The organism is Aliiroseovarius sp. S1339 (genome assembly GCF_023195695.1).
Taxonomy (GTDB): Bacteria; Pseudomonadota; Alphaproteobacteria; order Rhodobacterales; family Rhodobacteraceae; genus Aliiroseovarius.
This window is the reverse complement of the sequence record NZ_JALPQG010000004.1, coordinates 336,166-356,645: the sequence shown is the minus strand read 5'-3', so window position 1 is coordinate 356,645 and position 20,480 is coordinate 336,166. Positions and strand designations below refer to the sequence as shown.

Genomic DNA, 20,480 nt, shown 5'->3' with positions numbered 1-20,480 from the left:
TTCAGTACCAGAGTGAGGTTTTATGCCAGTTGACGCACTGCTTTTCGACAAAGACGGCACGTTGTTCCTGTTCGAGGCGACTTGGGAAAGCTGGGCGCATGCCGTGCTTTTGCGGCTGACCGATGGGGACATAGGTCGCGCCCGTTTGATCGGCCGGGACATCGGATATGATGTTGACGCGCAAAGCTTTCAGCGCAACAGTGTCGTCATCGCCGGCACCCCGTCCCAGATCGTCGCAGAGCTTCGGCGACATGTCGCCTATTCCGCCGAAGCGTTGGAAACACTCCTTAACGAAGAAGCCGCCGTCGCGCCCCAGATCGAAGCCGTCGCACTTGCGCCCTATCTTGCGAGCCTGCGCGCGCGCGGACTGAAGATCGGCGTCGCCACCAATGATGCCGAACGTCCCGCACGGGCGCATCTGGAGGCTGCTGGTGTCACCAATCTGTTCGACTTCATTTCCGGATATGACAGCGGCTATGGCGTGAAACCCGAACCGGGCCCCTGTCTGGCATTTGCAGCCGCGACGGGGATTGCGCCCGATCGTGTTGCGATGGTCGGCGACAGCCTGCACGATCTTCACGCTGGGCGGGCGGCTGGAATGAAAACTATCGCCGTGTTGACGGGGCTGGCAAGCGAACGGGAATTGGCCCCATATGCTGACATTGTTCTGGACGATATCGGGCATATTCCCGGTTGGCTGGATGCAGCGCACAGCTAGACACCAGACCGGTATATAGGTCGGTTGCGCATTTCCGGTTTGTTTACACTCGGCTGATAACGTGGCGTTTGAAACGAGTGCGTTATGACAATACATGGTTTGATTTTCTGGTGTTTCGAAGGGTTCCTCATATTCACATATGGGGCTGGGCGGTGGCGTGACATCATGCGCGAACTGGACCTTGGATATGACAGTTTCGAGCCGCTGTTTCGTTATGATGTAGACCTTGCAAACGCGTTGGTAACAGAAGCCGCGCGCCAGTTGGACAAGCCCGCCGATACCTTGCTTGAAGATTTCGGCACCTTCCTTGTAACAGATGAACGGGTCGAGCGGGTCCGCCGTTTGCTGCGCTTTGGCGGTGTCAACTACACCGATTTTCTGCATTCGCTTGAAGACCTTCGGGGCAGGGCGCAGCTCGCTGTTCCGGATCTTGACCTGCCAGAAATAGAAGTGGATGAGATCACCGCCGAGGAATTTCAAATTACCTGCCGCAACCTCTCGCACGGCGTAGGATATATTCTTCTGGGCGTCCTTCGGGCGTTGGCGGACGACTACGGCGCGCTTGCTTATCTGGAACACCTCGGTCGTCAGGATCAATGCGAAAAAATCTCGGTTCAGTTGCTGGAAATGCGCCACGGCAAGGGGCGCGCCTTCCACCTTGCCGCTGAGGGCATGTCATGATCGCAGAACCATCAATTCCGATTGAGCCGCATACGTTGGACCAGATGATGCCGATGCACCTGCTGCTTGATAATGCCGCACGCGTTAGCCATGCTGGCCCTACGATCGTCAAAGTGTTCGGCACCGATTTGGTGGGGCGCAGCGTCTTTTCCTTATTTGAACTTCGGCGTCCACGGGTGGTTCGCTCGATGGACGACGTTCGGGCAATGGGCGACACCAAGGTCTATCTGCGCCTGAAAGACGGGTCAGGCACCACGATGGTGGGTGCCGTGGCGGTGTTGCCGGGCAACAATCAAGTGCTGATGAACCTGTCTTTCGGCTATTCGGTCGTTGAAGCGGTAGCGCGTTACAAACTTGCGGGTTCAGATTTTGCGCCGACGGACCTGACGGTTGAAATGCTCTATCTGGTGGAGGCGAAAACCGCCGCGATGGAGGCGACCACACAACTTGCCCACCGCCTTCACAACGAAAAGGCAGAAGCCCAGGTCGAAGCGATGACCGATGGGTTAACCGGATTGCAAAACCGGCGTGCCTTTGATGCCAATTTGAACCGTCACATTGCGAAGGGTGCGCAGTTTTCGCTGATGCATATCGACCTCGATTTCTTCAAAGCGGTAAACGACACGCTGGGCCATGCAGCAGGCGACGCAGTCCTGCGCGAGGTGGCTCGGGTACTGACGGATCAGACGAGGGAAACAGATATGGTGGCGCGCGTCGGCGGCGACGAATTCGTCATACTGTTTGGTAGGCTTACGGATGAGACGGTGTTGGAAAACATCGCCAAGCGCATCATCGCGCGGCTTGAACGCCCAATGGTTTTTGAGGGGCAGGGATGCCGAATTTCGGCCAGCATCGGTATCGCGCGCAGTAACGACTACGATCCAGTCACTGCGGAACAGATGACCGCCGATGCCGATCTCGCGCTTTACATGTCAAAAGACAAAGGCCGCGCGTGCATGACCCTTTATCGACCCGAATTCCGCGTGACCGTACAACGTGCCTGACCATCAGCGAACGGAGCCACATCCTGATGCCGTTCTAGGTGGCTGATGCGCAAATTCGGCACCAACCTCAAGCTGGTTTAGGGGGCGTTAAAGCAAGAGCGCTCGCGGGAAGCGATCGCGGGTGAGGGATCACACAGGTCCTGTCCGCACCTCTGGCCTGTTTGCTGTTAAATCCCGTGCACCGACGCAGGCGTGATTACTGGTGTTCACAACCGTCCAGAGATTCGCGACGTATTCAACCGACGCCGCACCGCGCAATAATGCAGAAAATCCGCAGGTCAGCACGACGAGTAAGATGCCTTGATCCAACGCTGTTTTCAAACCTATGTGGAGAAAGTGGCAGCCCGTACGAGAATCGAACTCGTCTTTCCAGGTTGAAAACCTGGCGTCCTAACCGATAGACGAACGGGCCACTCTGTCGGTGAGGGGGTTTTTATGAGAAAGGTCCGGGCCGTGCAAGGGGGATTCTCAGCTTTTTTGAAAAAACTGGAAGGTCCATGAAAATCAGGCTTTTGCGGCATCCTCCAGTCGCAATTGGGGACTGGTACGGCCCTGCCATTGGTTGAGCTCGAGTCGCCCCGCCAAATGGAAACGTTGGCCTCCATGTTGTTCCAACATCGTGCCAAGCGGGCTGTCAAATGCACCAAATGCGATGGCGTCGATCCGGCTGCCAAGTCCGTCGCCGAAACTGACTTTCAGGTGGTTTTGGCCGACCCGCTTGGCAAACAGGATCTGTACGTCCGGAAAGGCAAAGCGCGGCGCAGGGGCAGACGCGCCGAAGGGGCCGGCTTGCTCTAACGTTTCGATCAATTCGACGGTGGCGGCGGAAGGCATTAAAAGACCGTCGATTTTCAGGTCGGCAGCGCCTAAATCACCGGCTCCTTGCTTGGCGAGCAGCTCTGACAATCGCTCCATCGCAGGGTCCAACTGGTCGCGTGTCAAGCTAAGTCCGGCGGCCATTTTGTGACCGCCCCCTTTGGCAATCAGACCATCGGCGGCAAGCCTTTGGATCGCAGCACCAAGATCAACCCCGGTGACAGACCGGCCAGACCCCTTGCCTTCGTCCCCGTCAAATCCGATCACCACGGCTGGACGGTTGGTGGCTTCCTTCAGACGGCTTGCGACGATGCCGACGACGCCGGGGTGCCAGCCGTCAGCGGCGGCCCAGACCAGTGGGGCGTCCACGCCGCGTGCTTCGGCCTGTTCGATTGCGGCGTCTTGAACGCGTGCTTCAATATCACGCCGTTCTGCATTGAGTTCATTTAGTTTTTCCGCGATTAATCGGGCTTCGTTCATGTCGGCGGTCGACAAGAGGCGCGCGCCAAGATCAGCCTTACCGATCCGCCCGCCCGCGTTCACCCGAGGCCCCATCAGATAGCCAAGATGATAGGCGCGCGGCGCTTCGTTCAGGCCAGCCACATCAGCCAGCGCGACCATGCCGGGGCGGGTGCGCCGCGCCATGATTTTCAAACCCTGCCGCACAAAGGCCCGGTTGGCATCGGTCAGCGGGGCAACATCGGCGACGGTGCCAAGGGCCACAAGATCAAGCATGGAAATCAGGTCCGGGCCGGGGCGTCCCGCTTCGCGCAACACGCGTCCCAGTTCGACCAGCAGCAGGAAGACGACGCCCGCTGCACACAGGTATCCGGGCGCGTCAGCTTCGTCTTGTCGATTTGGGTTCACCACAGCGTTGGCGTCGGGCAGAGCCTCGCCGCCAAGGTGGTGATCCAGCACCACGACATCGGCCCCTTTGGCGCGGGCGGCGGCGATCGGCTCGAAGCTTAATGTACCGCAGTCGACGCAAATAATCAGGCTGTGGTTTTGGGCCAGTTGCTCCATCGCGGGGGTGTTGGGGCCATAGCCTTCGTTGATCCGGTCGGGGATATAGAGGGTGACCGCGCGCCCGAAATGGCGAAACCAGTCAATCAGAAGCGCTGCCGAGGTTGCGCCGTCAACGTCATAGTCGGCGAAGACGGCGACGTTTTCTTTCTGATCAAGGGCTTGCAGGACACGGGCGGCGGCGACCTCCATGTCTTTCATCTTACGAGGGTCGGGCAGCAGGTCACGCAAGGTTGGGTCCAGATACCCTGCGAGTTCCTCGGCGGGCACACCGCGCCTAGCTAGCACTTTGCAAAGCGGGGCGGGCAGGTCGGTGTGTTGGGCCAATGCCTCGGCTTGGCGGTCCACTTCGGTTGACGGGCCAATCCAGCGGCGCCCTGAGATCGAGCTATCGACACCCAGAAAACTGCTCACGCCAGCACCTCCTCCGTTGTGCAGACATCGGCGAATTCGCCGTTCATATGATCAAGCGCGGCGGAATGGATGTCTTGCGCCGTGGGCGGCGGGCCGTCGCGCCAACCTGTGTCGGCATTTCCTGCGAAGGCCGCGCAGGCGTCATGGGGCAGGCTAACGTCAAAGCCAAGGTTTGCGGCCATGCGGGTGGTGGTTGAGACGCAATGGGGCGTTGTCAGCCCGCAGATCACCAGCGAGGTAATGTTGGCGCTGCGCAATCGATCCTCAAGATCCGAGCCGATGAAGGCCGAGTTCACACGCTTGGTCAGCACCGGCTCATTGGGCAGGGGTGTCACCTCGGTTTTGAAGTCAACCGCGCCGCCTGTTGGGTTTAACGGGCTGCCGGGGGTGACAGACAGGTGTTGGATGTGAAAGACGGGCCACCAATTGGCCCGCCAATGGGTCAGAAGTCGCGCGGCGTTTGCTTCGGCATGCGGGTTGTTACGGGCGCCCCAAACGGGATCATCAAACCCCTTCTGGATATCAATCAAGATGAGCGCCCGTGCGTCTGCCATCAGCTGGCCGAGACGGGATTGCGATAAATCATCCGGCGCACAGACCCGGTTTTCGACCGCATGAGCAGCGTTTCGGTGGTCAGAAAGCCCGGCTCGCGTTTGATGCCGGAAACGACCGATCCATCGGTCACGCCGGTGGCGGCAAAGATCACATCTGCAGTGACCATTTCGTCGCGGGTATAGATGCGGTCCAGATCGGTGATGCCGGCCTTGGCCGCGCGGCCGCGTTCGTCGTCGTTGCGGAAGGTTAGCTGCCCCCACATCTGCCCACCCATGCATTTTAGGGCCGAGGCCGCCAGAACGCCTTCGGGTGCGCCGCCGCTGCCCATATACATGTCGATGCCGGTAATCTCAGCCTCGGCGCAGTGGATCACGCCAGCTACGTCACCATCGGTGATCAGGCGGATGGCCGCGCCGGTTGACCGGATGCCTTCGATCATGTCTTCGTGGCGGGGGCGTTCCAGAACACAGACGGTGATATCCGCCATGCTACATCCCCGCGCTTTTGCCAGCGCCTTGACCCGTTCAGCGGGTGCCATGTCCATGCTGACCACATCTGTCGGATAACCCGGCCCAATCGCCAACTTTTCCATGTAGACATCAGGCGCGTGCAGCAGTGTGCCGCGCGGGGCCATGGCGATCACGGTCAGCGCGTTGGGCATGTCTTTCGCGGTTAGCGTGGTCCCTTCCAGCGGGTCCAGTGCGATGTCCACGGCGGGGCCGTCACCGGTGCCAACCTCTTCGCCGATATACAGCATCGGGGCCTCATCGCGTTCACCTTCGCCGATGACCACGGTGCCGTGGATGTCCAGCAGGTTCAACTGATCGCGCATGGCGTTGACCGCGGCCTGATCGGCTGCTTTTTCATCGCCGCGCCCCACAAGTGTGGCGCTGGCCATCGCGGCGGCCTCGGAAACACGGGCCAGACCCAGCGAAAGCATACGATCTTGGAAAACGACTTTATCGGCCATGAGGGGCAATCCTTACTGTCAATGTTTGATCACGGGTTTAGAGCCCGTGGGGGGCAGGGGCAAGGGATTTGCCGGGTTTTCGCCCGTTTATGCAGCACGCGCGTCACGGCTTCGGATGAGCCCCTGAAACAGCAGCGCAATCATCGTGCCATTCAGAATGTGCCAGATGAAATGCGTGCCAAGCGGCCAGATTGCGCAGAGGTGCATGTCAAGCGTGCGCAGCGTCAGGGACACCATGAACGTCGCAGTGGCAGCGGCAACCCAAGGGGCAATCGGGTGACCCTTTCGATGGCTGAGAAACGCGAAGGCCAGCAGGGCAAGAACCGCTGGCAGGTATTGTTCGGACCCATTCAGAAGTGTGTTTGCCGAGGCAGAGTGGTCATGGGTTTGCGTGGATGGCGTGGACGCCGCGCTGGTCTGGCTGCCGCTTCCATCACCACCGAAGGCAAACAGCACAGCGATTACACCGACAATCAGCGCCAGCCCAATCGCAATGCGGCCGGGGCGCACGCCGCCGATCCGGTGGATTGCGACCAGCACGAACAGCAACACGAACGTCCAGATCGGCATCACATCGGCCAGTTCAGACCATGTGTTTGCGAAGGTGTGAAACAGGAAGCTGCCGACGCCGATCATCGCTGCCAGCGCGATCAGGATCACGGTCATTACATCCGTGCGGTCCCGCTTTTTCGCCTCGACCCAGCCCCACAGGGCGGCGGCGATGAAGGACAGGTTCGACAAGGCATTCAGCGGCTCGGCCCAATATTCGGGCCCGGTGCGTTCGCAATAGATATCGATGGCGGTGAACCAATCCATCGCGCGGGTCTCAGACCTCTTCGATGCGAATTGCGACAGGGTCGCCGTCAACCACCCCGGTTTTCGCCAGACCAACCAGCGCCGTATCCAGCGCGTCGCGGGTACATTTGTGGGTCACGATCAGCACAGGTGCCAGTTTCTGGTCATGGCTGACCTGACGCATCCGGTCGATTGAGATGCCAGCGTCGCCTAACACCGCCGCCACCTTCGCCATCGCGCCGGGTTTGTCCAGCAGAACCATGCGCAGATAGAACGGCGCAGGTTTCATTGCTTTCACGCCCGTCACCGGGCGCAGCGTGTCCGCTGGTTGGCCGAATGTCGCAACCTTGAAGCCGCGCGCAATGTCCATCACATCGCCCATGACGGCGCTGGCGGTCGGGCCTTCGCCCGCTCCGGGGCCTCGCAGCACGACCTGTTCGATTGCATCGCCTTCGATCACGACCATGTTGGTGCCGCCTTCAAGCTGCCCCAAGGGCGAGCCGTCGGGCACAAGGCAGGGGCTCATGCGCTGTTCCAGCCCGCGGCCTGTCATCTGAGCGACCCCCAGAAGCTTGATGCGATAGCCCATTTCGGCGGCGTGTTCGATGTCTTCCAGCAGGATACGTTGGATGCCTTCAAGCTCGACCGCGTCAAAATTGACCTGCGTGCCAAAGGCAATGGACGACAGGATCGCCAGCTTATGGCCCGCGTCGATCCCGCCCACGTCAAGGTTGGGGTCGGCTTCCAGATAGCCCAGCTCGGCGCATTCTTCGAACAGAGCATTATAGCCGCGTCCGGTCGCCTGCATTTGGGTCAGGATATAGTTGCACGTGCCGTTCATGACGCCCATGACGCGGCTGATCTCGTTTCCTGCCAGCCCTTCGGTCAGAGCTTTGATGATCGGGATGCCACCTGCGACGGCAGCCTCAAACCGCAGACGCACATCGGCCGCTTCGGCGGCCAACGCAAGCTCCTGCCCGTGATGTGCCAGCAGGGCCTTGTTGGCGGTGACGATGTCTTTTCCGGCGGCAATCGCGGCTTCGCAGGCGTCTTTGGCCGGGCCTTCGTGCCCGCCCATCAATTCGACAAACACGTCCACATCGTCGCGTTTTGCCAGCGCGACAGGGTCGTCTTCCCACGCATAGTCAGACAGATCGACGCCGCGATCTTTGTCGCGCGACCGGGCCGAGACCGCGGTGATCACGACGGCGCGCCCGGCGCGATCTTCCAGCAGGGCCGCTTGCCGGCGAATGATCTTGATCACGCCGATGCCGACGGTGCCAAGACCTGCAATCCCAAGGCGCAGGGGGCTGTTGTCACTCATGTCACTCTCCGTCGGCTGAAATGGTCATTTGGCGACGTGTATCCAATGGCCGCCCGCGGTGCAATCCGCAGGGGTCAGGTTTGGGGAATTTTCTGGCGGTGGCGGGTCGGCTTAGGACGGGTCCAGCGCATCCTGCAACTCGCCTTCGGTCGCCGGGTCAACCACCGAGGTGCCACGCATGGCCGCAGCGCGCGTGCGCAGATCGGCGGCGCGTGCAGCCAATGCCGATATCCCGTCGTCGCCCTGCTGGACCGGCAACTGCGACTGTATCTGGTCGACCGGGACAATCTTCGGGAAAGGCGCGTTTGCGGCTGCACCCGCAGGGAAATCCGGCGCAGGCGCGCAGGCCATCAGCAGGCCGGGCAGAATCGCGGTGAAGATCAGGGGGCGCAGGGGCATGGGTGGCGGTCTCCAATTCAGGCCCGTTGGGCTGACGCGACCATAGCTTTGCGGTGCAAGTGCTGCAATGGGTTGGATTTGAACAAGTGTTCAGTTATCAAAGCCCCATGGCACGCAAAACCGGATCACACAGCGAAATCACAGGCCCGAAGGTGCGCAGGGCCGCGCTTGCGCTGTTTGCGCAGCATGGTTTTGCCGCCGTGTCGATGCGCCAGATCGCGGCTGAGGTCGGCGTGCAGGCCGGGGCGCTTTATCTGTACACCAAAGACAAGCAAAGCCTGCTTTATGACCTGATGCAGGCGCATATGGATGACCTGCTGGCCGCATGGAAGGCTGAACCCAAAGGCGACGGCGCGCTGGCGCAGCTAGAGGCCTTCGCCCGGTTTCACATCCGCTTTCACCTTGAACGCCCCGACGCGGTGTTCATCGCGTATATGGAGCTTCGCAACCTTTCGGACGAAAACTTCGCGGCGATCGAGGCGCTGCGCCGCACCTATGAGGGCGAGTTAGAGGCGATCTTGCATGCAGGGCACGGCGAAGGTGTGATCACCGCGCCTGATATCCGCCTGACGACGATGGCGCTGATCGCGATGCTGACCGGCGTCAACACGTGGTATCGCGAAGGCGGGCGGCTGTCGCGCGAGGCTGTTGCCGATATCTATTGGGACATGGTGCGCGGTGCCGTCGGCGCTTAAACCTGCGCGTCTGCCACTGGACTCTGGCGGCCTTCACGCCGATATATAGATCATGTCACTGCCACCCGGTTTCCTAGATGAATTGCGTAATCGTCTGAGCCTGTCACAGGTTGTCGGGCGCAAGGTCATTTGGGACCAGCGAAAATCCAATCAGGCCAAGGGTGATATGTGGGCGCCATGCCCGTTCCATCAGGAAGCAACGCCGTCGTTTCATGTGGATGACCGCAAAGGGTATTATTATTGCTTTGGGTGTCACCAGAAGGGCGACGCAATTTCCTTTGTGCGCGAGACGGAAAATGTCGGCTTCATGGAAGCGGTCGAGATTCTGGCAGGTGAAGCCGGGATGCAAATGCCCGCCCGCGACCCGAAAGCACAGGAAAAGGCGGATCACCGCACGCTGTTGGTTGAGGTGATGGAAATGGCCGTGAACCATTTCCGGCTGATGCTGAAAACCGGTGCAGGCACGGCAGCGCGCGAATATCTGACGCGGCGGGGGCTAAGCGATGCCGCACTGGACCGGTGGGAAATAGGTTATGCGCCAGATGCGTGGCAGGATCTATGGGATCACCTGAAAAGCAAGGGCGTCGCCGATGACCTGATCCTTGGGGCTGGGCTGGCCAAGCCCAGCTCGAAGGGTGGCAAGCCCTATGACACCTTTCGCAATCGCATCTTGTTTCCGATCCGTGATGCCCGTGGGCGTGCGATAGCCTTTGGCGGTCGTGCGATGGACCCGGATGACAATGCAAAGTACCTGAACTCACCGGAAACGGACCTGTTTGACAAAGGCCGCAGCCTCTACAATCACGGCCCGGCGCGCGAGGCGGCAGGCAAGGGGCAGCCCTTGATTGTAGCCGAGGGTTATATGGATGTGATCGCCCTGTCCGAGGCCGGGTTTGAGGCAACCGTTGCCCCGCTTGGCACAGCGATTACCGAAGACCAGTTGCGCCTTTTGTGGCGCATCGCACCTGAACCGATCATCGCGCTGGATGGGGACAACGCTGGTTTGAATGCTGCCATGCGGGTGATCGACAACGCGCTGCCACTGCTGCAAGCCGGGCAGAGTTTGCGGTTCTCTCTCATGCCTGAAGGCAAAGACCCGGACGATCTGCTGAAGGAAAGCGGCCCGCAAGCTATGCAGGCCCTTATTGACGGTGCGATCCCCATGGTTGATCTGCTGTGGCGGCGCGAAACCGAAGGCAAAAACTTCGACAGTCCCGAACGCAAAGCGGCGTTGGACAAGGATCTGCGCACAGCGATTGCCCGCATTCAAGACCCCTCGATCCGATCACACTATGGTCAGGCGATCAAAGACAAACGGTGGGAGTTGTTCCGCGCGCGACCCAAAGGGCAGGGTGCAGCGCGTGGTTCATGGACACCCGGCAAAGGGCGCGGCTGGACGCAAACGCCACCAGTGCTGCAATCCACCAAGAGCTCGCTGCTGGCGACCGCGGACGATCAAGCGCAAGAGGTGCTGCGCGAGGCGGTGATCCTTGCGGTTTTGATCCGTCGGCCTGACAAGCTGGAACTGGTGGAAAGCCGGATGGAGCGGTTGGATATGATCGGCCCGGATCATGGCGCTTTGCAGCGTATCCTGTTGCGTCACGCCCATGAAGGGGCAGAGGTTTTGGAACGCACTATCACCGAACGAATAGGGGTGGCTGCCCTTGAAAAACTCTATGCGCTCAACCATGTGCGCATTAACCCCGCAATGCGCCATCCCGACGATGACGAGATCGTCGAGGCTTGCCTTAATCAGGAACTCATGAAGTTGGAGGCGTTACGCGGGCTAAAACGCGAGGTGGCTGATGCTGCCCATGATATGGACACGCTGCCGGACGAGGGCATGACATGGCGTCTGGGGCAGGCGGCCGAGGCGCAGCGCAACGCGCAACGCAGCCAGACCGAAGACAAAACAACTTATGAGGTCGCCGATAACGGGACGCTCATGAATCGCACCGAACGCGACGCGCTGGACAGGCTGTTGGCGCAAATCGACCCCTCAAAAAGTAAGGGGAAATAGCAACACTGCCGACAGGTCTGGCCTTTTGGTAAAGACCCGGCAAAGAATACGCGATACATGGGTTGGCGAATCACCGATTCGAGGTGATGATTCGGCCAACCCGAATCACCTACGTGGTGGGACATCATAAGGGCACCGCCCGATGTTCCATATCCGCCAAGCCAAGTGCAAGGAGGGCCCATGGCCGCCAAGGACACCGCCAACGACCGCAAAGACGACCAGGACGACGAGCCAATGGCCGACGTCAGCCAAACAGCGGTCAAAAAGATGATCGCCGAGGCGCGCGAGAAGGGCTACATCACCTACGACCAGCTCAATCAGGTGTTGCCGCCAGATCAGGTCAGTTCCGAGCAAATCGAAGACGTAATGTCGATGCTGTCCGAAATGGGCATCAACATCATTGAAGATGAAGAAGCGGAAGAAGAAGAGAAGGGCTCGACCGATCTGGTGACACAGGCGGGCGCGCGCGAAGTCACCGTTTCCACCGCAGAAACCGAAAAGCTTGATCGCACCGACGACCCCGTCCGCATGTATCTGCGCGAAATGGGATCGGTTGAACTGCTGAGCCGCGAAGGCGAAATCGCGATTGCCAAGCGGATCGAAGCGGGTCGCAACACAATGATTTTGGGGCTGTGTGAAAGCCCTCTGACCTTCCAGGCTATCACGATCTGGCGCGACGAACTTCTGAGCGAAGACATTCTTCTGCGCGACGTTATCGACCTTGATGCCACTTTTGGCAACGCGATGGAGGAAGACGACGATACGGCAAGTGTTGCGGGAGCCCCCAGTATTGATGGCGCGACGACGTCTGATGAAAAGAAAAAAGCCGAGCCGGAACTGGACGCTGATGGCAACCCGATTGTCACCGATGACGATGATGACGACGAAGATGAAGCCGCCAACATGTCGCTTGCCGCGATGGAGGCTGCGCTAAAGCCGCGTGTCCTTGAAACGCTGGAACTGATCGCGCGCGACTATAACAAGCTGTCGGAAATGCAGGATTTGCGGATGTCCGCGACCCTGAACGAAGATGACAGCTTCTCGAAGAAAGAAGAGGGCGCTTATCAGAAACTGCGCTCGGAAATCGTCGAGTTGGTGAACGAACTTCACCTGCACAACAACCGGATTGAAGCGCTGGTTGACCAGCTTTATGGCATCAACCGCCGTATCATGTCGATTGACAGTGCGATGGTGAAACTGGCCGACCAAGCCCGGATCAACCGCCGTGAATTCATCGACGCCTATCGCGGGCGTGAACTGGACCCAACGTGGCTTGAAGACATGGCGAACCAATCGGGTCGCGCATGGCAGGGCTTTATCGAACGCTCGACAGACAAGGTCGAACAGCTGCGCGGTGACATGGCGCAGGTCGGTCAGTATGTCGGCGTCGACATTCCCGAGTTCCGCCGTATCGTTCAGCAGGTTCAAAAGGGCGAAAAAGAAGCCCGCCAAGCCAAGAAGGAAATGGTCGAGGCCAACCTTCGTCTGGTCATCTCGATTGCCAAGAAATACACCAACCGCGGCCTGCAATTCCTTGATCTTATTCAGGAAGGTAACATCGGCCTGATGAAAGCGGTGGACAAGTTCGAATACCGCCGCGGCTATAAGTTCTCGACCTATGCGACGTGGTGGATCCGTCAGGCGATCACCCGTTCGATTGCCGACCAGGCCCGCACTATCCGTATTCCGGTGCACATGATCGAAACGATCAACAAGCTGGTGCGGACTGGCCGTCAGATGCTGCATGAAATTGGCCGCGAACCGACGCCGGAAGAGCTGGCCGAGAAGCTGCAAATGCCGCTTGAGAAAGTGCGCAAGGTGATGAAGATCGCCAAGGAACCGATCAGCCTTGAAACCCCCATCGGGGACGAGGAAGACAGCCAGTTGGGCGATTTCATCGAGGATAAGAATGCCGTGCTGCCATTGGACAGCGCCATTCAGGAAAACCTCAAGGAAACCACGACACGGGTTCTTGCCTCACTGACGCCGCGCGAAGAACGTGTGCTCAGAATGCGGTTTGGTATTGGCATGAACACCGACCACACTTTGGAAGAGGTGGGGCAGCAGTTCAGCGTGACGCGCGAACGTATTCGCCAGATCGAGGCGAAGGCGCTGCGCAAGCTGAAGCACCCGAGCCGCTCGCGCAAACTGCGGTCTTTCCTGGATCAATAAAGCATATCGCGCGGCCGGACTTCGGTTGCGCGCCACATTTCTGCCTCATTTGCAGCACGAGTCCTTCGTCACCCGGCGTCTGCGAATCTGCAGCATGATGTGAGCTTTGGGCGCGATGCGCTGGCGTAAGCCTATCTATTCGCGAATAAAATATTCTCTTTTCCCCCATGAAACGAAACCCGGCAAGGAAACAGTTTGTTTTCACCGTTTTATAGGCGTGGTGCATCGGTTTCCTTTGAAATGGGGCGGAAATGTGGCGACAATGTGAAGATATTGAACGATCACTTTGTTTTACCGCAAGAGCTTTTTGACTGGGGAATATAATGCGTAAGATGGTAGGCGCGCAGACATACGCAATGGGTCCCGAGGGTCCGACCACGAACTTTCATGAGCGGCTGGCACAGTGCAATCGTCGACCGGACGTTAGATCCGGGCGGCTACTTGCGCTTTTGACACTGGAAACCCGGCGGCAGGATGGACACGTAGTACGACGTCCCGCTCTGCTTCCGTTCTAGAATCCCGCGTTTTCCGGCGCTTTGGGGCAGACCACTCACGCGAACAAAGGCGGTGGGGTGCCGGCCCGGCCGACCTGACTTTGATCGCTTCAGGTGTCGGAAAAACGAAGGAAGGGGGCCTTGCGTGCGTCACCCAGGTGGCGTCATATCGAAGCCATGGGACACGGTTTTTCGATAGAGACGCAAGGCCCCGGCCTGTATGAATTCACGGCTGATGTTGTCAGGTGGCTTGAAGACCAGCACTTAGGCGACGGCCTGCTGACGCTGTTTGTCCGGCATACGTCCTGTTCGTTGCTCATACAGGAAAACGCCGATCCCGAGGTGCAGACCGATCTGCAAAACTTCCTGCATCGCATGGTGCCGCCGACAACCGACCCGTCCATGTCTTATCTGACCCACACCTATGAAGGTCCGGATGATATGCCGGCCCATATCAAGGCCGCGCTGTTGCCGGTCAGCCTATCCATTCCGGTGTCGGAAGGGCGCTTGGTCTTGGGAACGTGGCAGGGCATTTGTTTGTTTGAACATCGCAATGCGCCCCACACGCGATACGTCGCTGCGCATGTGATGCGCGACGATTGATCCACCTCAACGCCAGAATCTGAATACTATTGTAAGCTGAAGCTAGCCGCTTTTTTTGAGACGGCGAGGGGGCAACGATGTCTCCAAAATCTTTGCCCTTGGCTGAAACATGTTGGGAGGATTTGAAATGACTGCATTGAAACCAAAAATCGGAGTAACGGTTGTCGCCGTGCTTTCAAGCGTTCTCTTCGGAGGAATGGCAAACGCACAGGACATTAGCTTTGGCAAAATACTTTTCGAAAGAAGCTGTACCGTCTGTCACGGCACGGTCGGATTGGGGGATGGTGACATCGGACAGATGTTTCAGGAACGTCCATCCAATCTGCAACTTCTCGCTAAAAACAATGACGGGATCTTCCCACTTGAAAGGGTCTACAATTCGATCAGTGGGGTTCGCGAGATTCAGGGCCACGGTGATAGAAACATGCCGGTCTGGGGTTCGATTTACGAAGCAGAAGCAACGCCCAAAGCGTTTCATCCAGGCATATCGGCTGAAGAGATCGTCCATGGCCGCATTTTAAGCTTGGTCTATTATCTGCAGTCAATTCAGCAGTAGGCTGACTGGACGGCCGCAAAATGAAAAGCGCCCCGGCTATTGTGCACGGGGCGCTCGTTTGGTCTCATATGGTGCGATCAGTCTTCCAGCAGGAAGGTTACCATCAGGTTCACCTGGTAATGGGCAACCTTGCCATTTTCGACTTTGACGGATTGTTCTTTCACCCATGCGCTGGCGACATTGCGCAGGGTTTCCGAAGCGCGTTCGACCCCCTTAGCGACGGCATCGTCAAAGCTTTTTGGCGAGGTGGCGGAAATTTCGGTCACGCGTGCGATAGACATGTGTAGTCTCCTAAAATTTGAATTTGCAGCACAGTGTGCCAGTCTGCGCACGTGTTGTAGGGGAAGGGAAATCAAACTTTCCCCTTTTCATGGGGAATCGCGCATGTTGGGGGGCGGATTTCCCACTACACAAGACCTAGAGGCTGCCCTATAGTGCCTGTGGATAACTGGGCGAAAGACCCAAATACCGAGGTCAAGACAGAGAAGAGGAAGGCCGATGCGCTGTCCGTTTTGCGGAAATATTGATACCCAGGTGAAAGATAGCCGCCCAGCGGAAGATCACGTCGCCATTCGCCGTCGCCGGTTCTGTCCGGCCTGCGGAGGGCGGTTCACCACCTACGAGCGCGTGCAGCTACGTGACCTTGTTGTGGTGAAAACAAACGGTCGGCGCGAAGACTTTGATCGCGAGAAGCTGGAACGTTCAATCCGCATATCAATGCAGAAACGCCCAGTAGAACCCGAACGCATTGATCAGATGATTTCGGGTATCGTGCGACGGCTGGAAAGTCTGGGCGAAACAGACATTCCGTCAAAGACGATCGGTGAAATCGTGATGGAGAGCCTGGCCCGGATCGACACGGTTGCCTATGTGCGTTTTGCCAGTGTTTACAAAAACTTCCAGGCTGCCGACGACTTTGACAAGTTCGTAAGCGAGCTTCGTCCAGACGTCGCGCCAGAAGACGAGTGACCCAATCTGACCTGCGCTACATGCGTTTGGCCCTGTCGCTCGGGCGGCGGGGTCTTGGGCGTTGCGCGCCAAACCCGGCGGTGGGCTGCGTGATCGTCAACGGTGGCCGGATCGTCGGACGTGGTTGGACCCAACCCGGTGGGCGTCCCCATGCGGAAGCGGTGGCTCTGGCGCAGGCCGGGCAGGCGGCGCGCGGTGCGACCGCCTATGTCACATTAGAGCCCTGCGCCCATCACGGAAAAACACCGCCCTGCGCGGCTTCGTTGATCGACGCGGGCGTCGTGCGGGTTGTTGTTGCGATCAGCGATCCCGATCCGCGTGTGGACGGTGACGGATTGGATATGTTGCGCAGCGCTGGGGTTGAAGCTGAGGTCGGCCTTTGCGCGGATGAAGCCCGCGCTGATTTGGCGGGGTTTCTGACCCGTGTGACGCAAGGCCGCCCGATGGTGACGCTGAAACTGGCCAGCTCGTTTGACGGGCGGATCGCCACGGCATCGGGCGATAGCCAATGGATCACCGGAAAACGGGCGCGCCGCCATGTTCATGCGATGCGCGCCACCCACGATGCGGTGATGATCGGGGCGGGAACAGCGCGGGCGGATGATCCGGCCTTGACCGCGCGGGGGCTTGGTGTTGCCCACCAACCGATCCGCGTCGTGCTGTCGCGCCATCTGGACCTTCCGCTAGACAGTCAGCTTGCCCGAACCGCGCGCGATGTTCCGGTCTGGATCTGCCATGGCCGGCGCGCAGCACCCGAGCTTGTGTCGGCATGGGCAGGGATCGGCGCGGAAATGATCGAGGTCGGTGAAGCGCAGGGCGCGCTTGACCCCATGTCCGTGTTAGAGGCGCTTGGCACGTGTGGATTAACCCGCGTCTATTGCGAAGGGGGCGGAAGTCTGGCGGCCTCGCTTCTGTTGGCGCATGTGGTGGACGAGCTTGTGGGCTATACCGCCGGGGTGGCGCTTGGGGCCGAAGGGCGGCCGTCACTGGCAGCGATGGGGATTGGTCGGCTGTCTGATGCCCCGCGCTTTGATCTGGTTGAGACACGCGCCATCGGCGGTGACATTCTGCACCGTTGGCGTCAGCGCCAGAGATAGGCGTAGCTGGCGAAAAACCCCTGCAGTTTTGCCAAGAGCCGGGTGCCAAATGTTGCGTTTGAACGTGTGCCAGAAGCCAGACGGTCCACCACCACCTCGACCGGGCAAGCCGTTCCGGTCACCGGGTCGTGGTAGCGTGGATAGTCGATCATGACGGCATGGGTCAGCGCGATCAGATCAGGCCGCGCGGTGCGGCGGTCGGGGATGTCGCCCAGATCGATGGTCAGCCCCCAACCCGCATAGAACGGCGTGCCAAGACAGGTGACTTTTCGCCCGCGCAAAAGGGCTTCGAACCCAAGTGTCGAAGTCATGGTCCAGACCTCGTCCACCGCTTCGATCAGGCCGATAGGGTCGGCATCATCCGCTACCAGATCGGCAAGGGCGCGCGCGTCGTCGGGCGCGATCACGCCTGCGCGCAGTCCTGCTTCGACGTCCGGATGGGGTTTGTAGATAATCACGGCATCTGGATTGTCGGCACGCGCGCGCTGCAACAACGCAAGGTTCGTCGCGATCGCGTCGGTGCCCAAGCGGATCGAGGCGTCGTCTTCAACCTGACCGGGCACCAATATCCGGTGGCCATTGGGCAGGTTTGAAAGCGCAGCGGGCAGGGGGCGGTCGAGGTTGTACTTACCCAAACCCAACTCGGTAATTCGGGCGATCAGACGTTCCGCCCTTGCGCGGGCATAATCGGGCAGAGTGGTCGCATCTGAAATCAATCGTTCCAGCCGACTTTCGCGGGTCGGGTCGTAATAGATGCCCAAATCATCGCGCACCAGCGATAGCGGCGGCACGAGCTCGGCCCCCAACCCGCGCGACCGCAGGAACCCGTCCTCGATCCGCAACAGGGGGGCGTGGGGCAGGTGTTCGGGCTGTGCTTTACCTGCCCACACCATCAAAGGTCGTCCGACATCGGTGGCTCCCTTAGCGGCGCGCGCTGCATTGTCGTCGAAGATCATCGCCGGACCCGCAGCAAAGAAATCCGACAAGGGGCGGCGTTTCCACAGGCGCATCCCGCTGGCGACATAGCCCCTGTGATCCTCGCGCCAAGCGCGGGCGCGGGCTTCCAACGTATCAAGCACTGTCTCAATCTCGCACAGTGTATCGCGAAAGGGGTCGTACCATGTTGGATACAGGATCATCGCACCCGCAAACAATTGCGCGCGGGTCAGCGTGCGTTGGCGGCGATCCACCGGGCGGTCATCCACGGTCAGTCCCCAACCCGCATAGAAGGGCTGGCCGAATACGTTGGGCTTGTGGCCCGCCAAGATGGCTTCGAACCCAAGGCCAGAGCTGACGGTATAAACCGCCTGCGCGCCTTCAAGTAGCGCCCAAGGGCTGACAGGGTTCGCGATCAGCAGCACCTGATCGTTCTCATCCTCTACCCCGTAATGGCCTTCGCGATGGCCCAGCGTGGTTTCGGGGTGGGTTTTGATCAGGATGCGCGCGTCGGGGTGGTTCAGCCGTGCGGCGACCAGCATTTCGCGAAACGTGTTTTCGGACGCGCCTGCATGGGTGATCGAGGCGTCGCCGCGTGTCTGGTCAATCACCAGCACATAAGGCGCGTCGGGCACGGGCAGGGCCGGGTCAAAAGCGTTGTATTTCGACAGATGTGCGCGGCGCATCCTGTCCATCGCATCGCGCGCCCGGCGCAAAATGTCGCTGTTGTCCAAGGGATCCGTCGCCAGAATGTGTTCCAGACGCGATGGCTGCGCGCTGTCGAAATGAACCCCCATATCGTCGATCAAAAGGCCCAACGGCGGCTCGCCCGAGCGGCCGGGCTGGATGGATCGCAGGAACGCATCCTCCACCCGGATGACAGGTGCATCGCGGCGGCTGGCAACGGCCTCGCCCCGCCCGGAGGTTGGGCTTTTGCCCCATGTGCCGACATGTTCGCCCTCTTTCGGCAGGCCGACGCGGACGTCCCAACCCGCCAGCGCAAGAATGCGGCGGATGCGCGATTGGGTCAGAAAACCACCATTGTAAACGTAAAGCCGCCGAAGGGGTGACCCTTCAGCGGCTTTCACGATGTCTTGCGATTGGGCCATACTGCCCTCGGGATTAATTGCTGGACCCGGACACGGCTTGGTTCAGCGACGCGATCGAGCCTGCTGTTGCCAACGACCCGGTCAGTGCGGACAGTAGCTTTGTCCATTGCGTATAGGGCGCTTCGGTCACATAAACCGTATCACCGTCACGGATGATGAAATCACGAGCGGTGAACATGCCGTTGGGTTCAGTCAGGTTCAGCACATAGACCATGCGCTGTGTTCCCCTTAGGTCATTGCGCCCCAGAACATTATTGGCAATGTCGGCGGTTTCGTCACGCAAGATAAACACGCCTTTGGGGTCGGCGGCTGCCGATGAAAGGCCGCCCACTTGTGCAATCGCCTCCATCGCCGACAAGGTTTGTGTCTCAAACCGGACGCGGCTTTGGCCGCCAGTCGCGCCCAATGCGGTGTAAGAGCGTGTGTCTTCTTCGACCAGAATGCGGTCACCGCCGCGCAGGGCGATATTGGTTTGCGGGTGATCGAACAGATCCTGGAACCACACTTCGCCGGTTTGGTTGCCACGGTTGACCTTGATCTTTGCAATCTCGGGTGAAATCGCTACGCCACCAGCCTTGGCCAGCATGGCGTTCAGCGTACGGGTCGGGCGTTCGATCGGATAGACGCCTTGGCCGCCGACAGCGCCTGTGATGGTGACGGTGGAGCCGTCACCGGCAAGGCGTCGCACCAAAACCTGCGGGTCGGGTGTCTGCTCAGCCAGTTTGCGGGTAATGATCCGGCGGATCGCCTCAGGCGAATTGCCTGAGGCTTTGATGCGGCCAGCATAGGGAATGAAAATGAAGCCAGAGCCGTCGACTTGCACCTCTTCCAGCGACGCAGGCGCGCCTGCGGTGGTCAGGATGCCATTGTCCACGTTTTCCCAGATCGAGATGCCCAGCGTGTCGCCCGCCTGAATCGTATCGGATCCGACCAGCGGTGCGTCGGCGAAATTTTTGCTGAAACCCAGTTGCGGAACAACAGCTGTTGCGCGGTTGACGTGATCATTTACCAATACGGTGATGGCGTCATTTGTTCCCTGGTCTGATCCAGCGATCAATTCAGCCCTGTTCGGACCGGTTCGGGGCAATCCACATGCACCGAGCGATACAACCAACGCACAAAGGACCGCT

19 protein-coding genes and 1 tRNA gene are annotated in these 20,480 nt (G+C 59.4%); 10 read left to right on the top strand and 10 right to left on the bottom strand.

The genetic code is table 11. The features are described 5' to 3' along the window. The first annotated feature begins 22 nt into the window (after positions 1-22). From MUY35_RS08410 to MUY35_RS08400, 3 genes are all read left to right on the top strand, one after another. Positions 23-718, top strand: a complete 696-nt coding sequence (locus MUY35_RS08410) for an HAD family hydrolase (RefSeq protein ID WP_248365673.1) — start codon at positions 23-25, stop codon at positions 716-718. Between the two features lie 84 nt (positions 719-802). Beyond that, entirely contained in the window at positions 803-1,399 is a 597-nt protein-coding gene (locus MUY35_RS08405) for a heme NO-binding domain-containing protein (RefSeq protein WP_248365672.1), read from the top strand. Continuing rightward, entirely contained in the window at positions 1,396-2,403 is a 1,008-nt protein-coding gene (locus tag MUY35_RS08400) for a diguanylate cyclase (protein WP_248365671.1), read from the top strand. The genes MUY35_RS08405 and MUY35_RS08400 overlap by 4 nt, the downstream gene beginning before the upstream one ends. A 337-nt stretch (positions 2,404-2,740) precedes the next feature. On the opposite strand, the gene MUY35_RS08395 is transcribed toward MUY35_RS08400, so the two are convergent. The 7 genes from MUY35_RS08395 to MUY35_RS08365 all read right to left on the bottom strand — a co-directional run bounded on the left by MUY35_RS08395 (position 2,741) and on the right by MUY35_RS08365 (position 8,699). Continuing rightward, positions 2,741-2,815 (bottom strand) — tRNA-Glu (locus tag MUY35_RS08395). Positions 2,816-2,907: 92 nt separating this feature from the next. Beyond that, on the bottom strand, positions 2,908-4,656 hold the full coding sequence (gene recJ / locus MUY35_RS08390) for a single-stranded-DNA-specific exonuclease RecJ (protein WP_248365670.1): 1,749 nt from the start codon (positions 4,654-4,656) through the stop codon (positions 2,908-2,910). Beyond that, the gene (locus tag MUY35_RS08385) at positions 4,653-5,210 is read right to left on the bottom strand and encodes a cysteine hydrolase family protein (protein WP_248365669.1); all 558 of its coding nucleotides are present in this window, start codon (positions 5,208-5,210) and stop codon (positions 4,653-4,655) included. Before MUY35_RS08385 ends, recJ begins: the two co-directional genes overlap by 4 nt. Further along, on the bottom strand, positions 5,210-6,181 hold the full coding sequence (glpX, locus tag MUY35_RS08380) for a class II fructose-bisphosphatase (RefSeq protein WP_248365668.1): 972 nt from the start codon (positions 6,179-6,181) through the stop codon (positions 5,210-5,212). The genes MUY35_RS08385 and glpX overlap by 1 nt, the downstream gene beginning before the upstream one ends. An 87-nt stretch (positions 6,182-6,268) precedes the next feature. Further along, entirely contained in the window at positions 6,269-6,997 is a 729-nt protein-coding gene (locus MUY35_RS08375; RefSeq protein ID WP_248365667.1) for a ceramidase domain-containing protein, read from the bottom strand. A 10-nt stretch (positions 6,998-7,007) separates the two neighbouring features. After that, entirely contained in the window at positions 7,008-8,300 is a 1,293-nt protein-coding gene (locus tag MUY35_RS08370) for a homoserine dehydrogenase (protein ID WP_248365666.1), read from the bottom strand. Positions 8,301-8,411: 111 nt separating this feature from the next. Beyond that, positions 8,412-8,699 carry a hypothetical protein gene (locus MUY35_RS08365; protein ID WP_248365665.1) on the bottom strand — a complete coding sequence of 96 codons (288 nt, stop codon included), beginning with the start codon at positions 8,697-8,699 and terminating at the stop codon, positions 8,412-8,414. Between the two features lie 107 nt (positions 8,700-8,806). Here MUY35_RS08365 and MUY35_RS08360 point away from each other — a divergent pair, with 107 nt between their 5' ends. The 5 genes from MUY35_RS08360 (at position 8,807) to MUY35_RS08340 (ending at position 15,239) form a co-directional block, all read left to right on the top strand. Continuing rightward, a complete protein-coding gene (locus MUY35_RS08360; RefSeq protein WP_248365664.1) occupies positions 8,807-9,394 on the top strand; it encodes a TetR/AcrR family transcriptional regulator in 588 nt (195 codons plus the stop codon). A gap of 52 nt (positions 9,395-9,446) precedes the next feature. Then, positions 9,447-11,414 carry a DNA primase gene (dnaG, locus tag MUY35_RS08355; protein WP_248365663.1) on the top strand — a complete coding sequence of 656 codons (1,968 nt, stop codon included), beginning with the start codon at positions 9,447-9,449 and terminating at the stop codon, positions 11,412-11,414. Between the two features lie 180 nt (positions 11,415-11,594). Beyond that, positions 11,595-13,586: an RNA polymerase sigma factor RpoD gene (rpoD, locus tag MUY35_RS08350; protein WP_248365662.1), complete on the top strand. Its 1,992-nt coding sequence runs from the start codon at positions 11,595-11,597 to the stop codon at positions 13,584-13,586. A 671-nt stretch (positions 13,587-14,257) separates the two neighbouring features. Then, positions 14,258-14,683, top strand: a complete 426-nt coding sequence (locus MUY35_RS08345) for a secondary thiamine-phosphate synthase enzyme YjbQ (RefSeq protein WP_248365729.1) — start codon at positions 14,258-14,260, stop codon at positions 14,681-14,683. Between the two features lie 127 nt (positions 14,684-14,810). After that, positions 14,811-15,239, top strand: coding sequence for a hypothetical protein (locus tag MUY35_RS08340; protein ID WP_248365661.1), 429 nt, complete (start codon positions 14,811-14,813; stop codon positions 15,237-15,239). A 77-nt stretch (positions 15,240-15,316) separates the two neighbouring features. Here the strand turns inward: MUY35_RS08340 and MUY35_RS08335 are convergent, their stop codons facing one another. Next, on the bottom strand, positions 15,317-15,520 hold the full coding sequence (locus MUY35_RS08335) for a dodecin family protein (protein ID WP_248365660.1): 204 nt from the start codon (positions 15,518-15,520) through the stop codon (positions 15,317-15,319). A gap of 217 nt (positions 15,521-15,737) precedes the next feature. Here MUY35_RS08335 and nrdR point away from each other — a divergent pair, with 217 nt between their 5' ends. After that, a complete protein-coding gene (gene nrdR, locus MUY35_RS08330) occupies positions 15,738-16,208 on the top strand; it encodes a transcriptional regulator NrdR (protein WP_248365659.1) in 471 nt (156 codons plus the stop codon). After that, the gene (gene ribD, locus MUY35_RS08325) at positions 16,205-17,305 is read left to right on the top strand and encodes a bifunctional diaminohydroxyphosphoribosylaminopyrimidine deaminase/5-amino-6-(5-phosphoribosylamino)uracil reductase RibD (protein ID WP_248365658.1); all 1,101 of its coding nucleotides are present in this window, start codon (positions 16,205-16,207) and stop codon (positions 17,303-17,305) included. Before nrdR ends, ribD begins: the two co-directional genes overlap by 4 nt. On the opposite strand, the gene MUY35_RS08320 is transcribed toward ribD, so the two are convergent. Both MUY35_RS08320 and MUY35_RS08315 read right to left on the bottom strand, forming a co-directional pair. After that, entirely contained in the window at positions 17,290-19,350 is a 2,061-nt protein-coding gene (locus tag MUY35_RS08320; protein ID WP_248365657.1) for a capsular polysaccharide biosynthesis protein, read from the bottom strand. The two genes, ribD and MUY35_RS08320, sit on opposite strands and share 16 nt — an antisense overlap. Before the next feature lie 13 nt (positions 19,351-19,363). Next, on the bottom strand, positions 19,364-20,464 hold the full coding sequence (locus MUY35_RS08315) for a polysaccharide biosynthesis/export family protein (RefSeq protein ID WP_248365727.1): 1,101 nt from the start codon (positions 20,462-20,464) through the stop codon (positions 19,364-19,366). Positions 20,465-20,480: the final 16 nt, after the last annotated feature.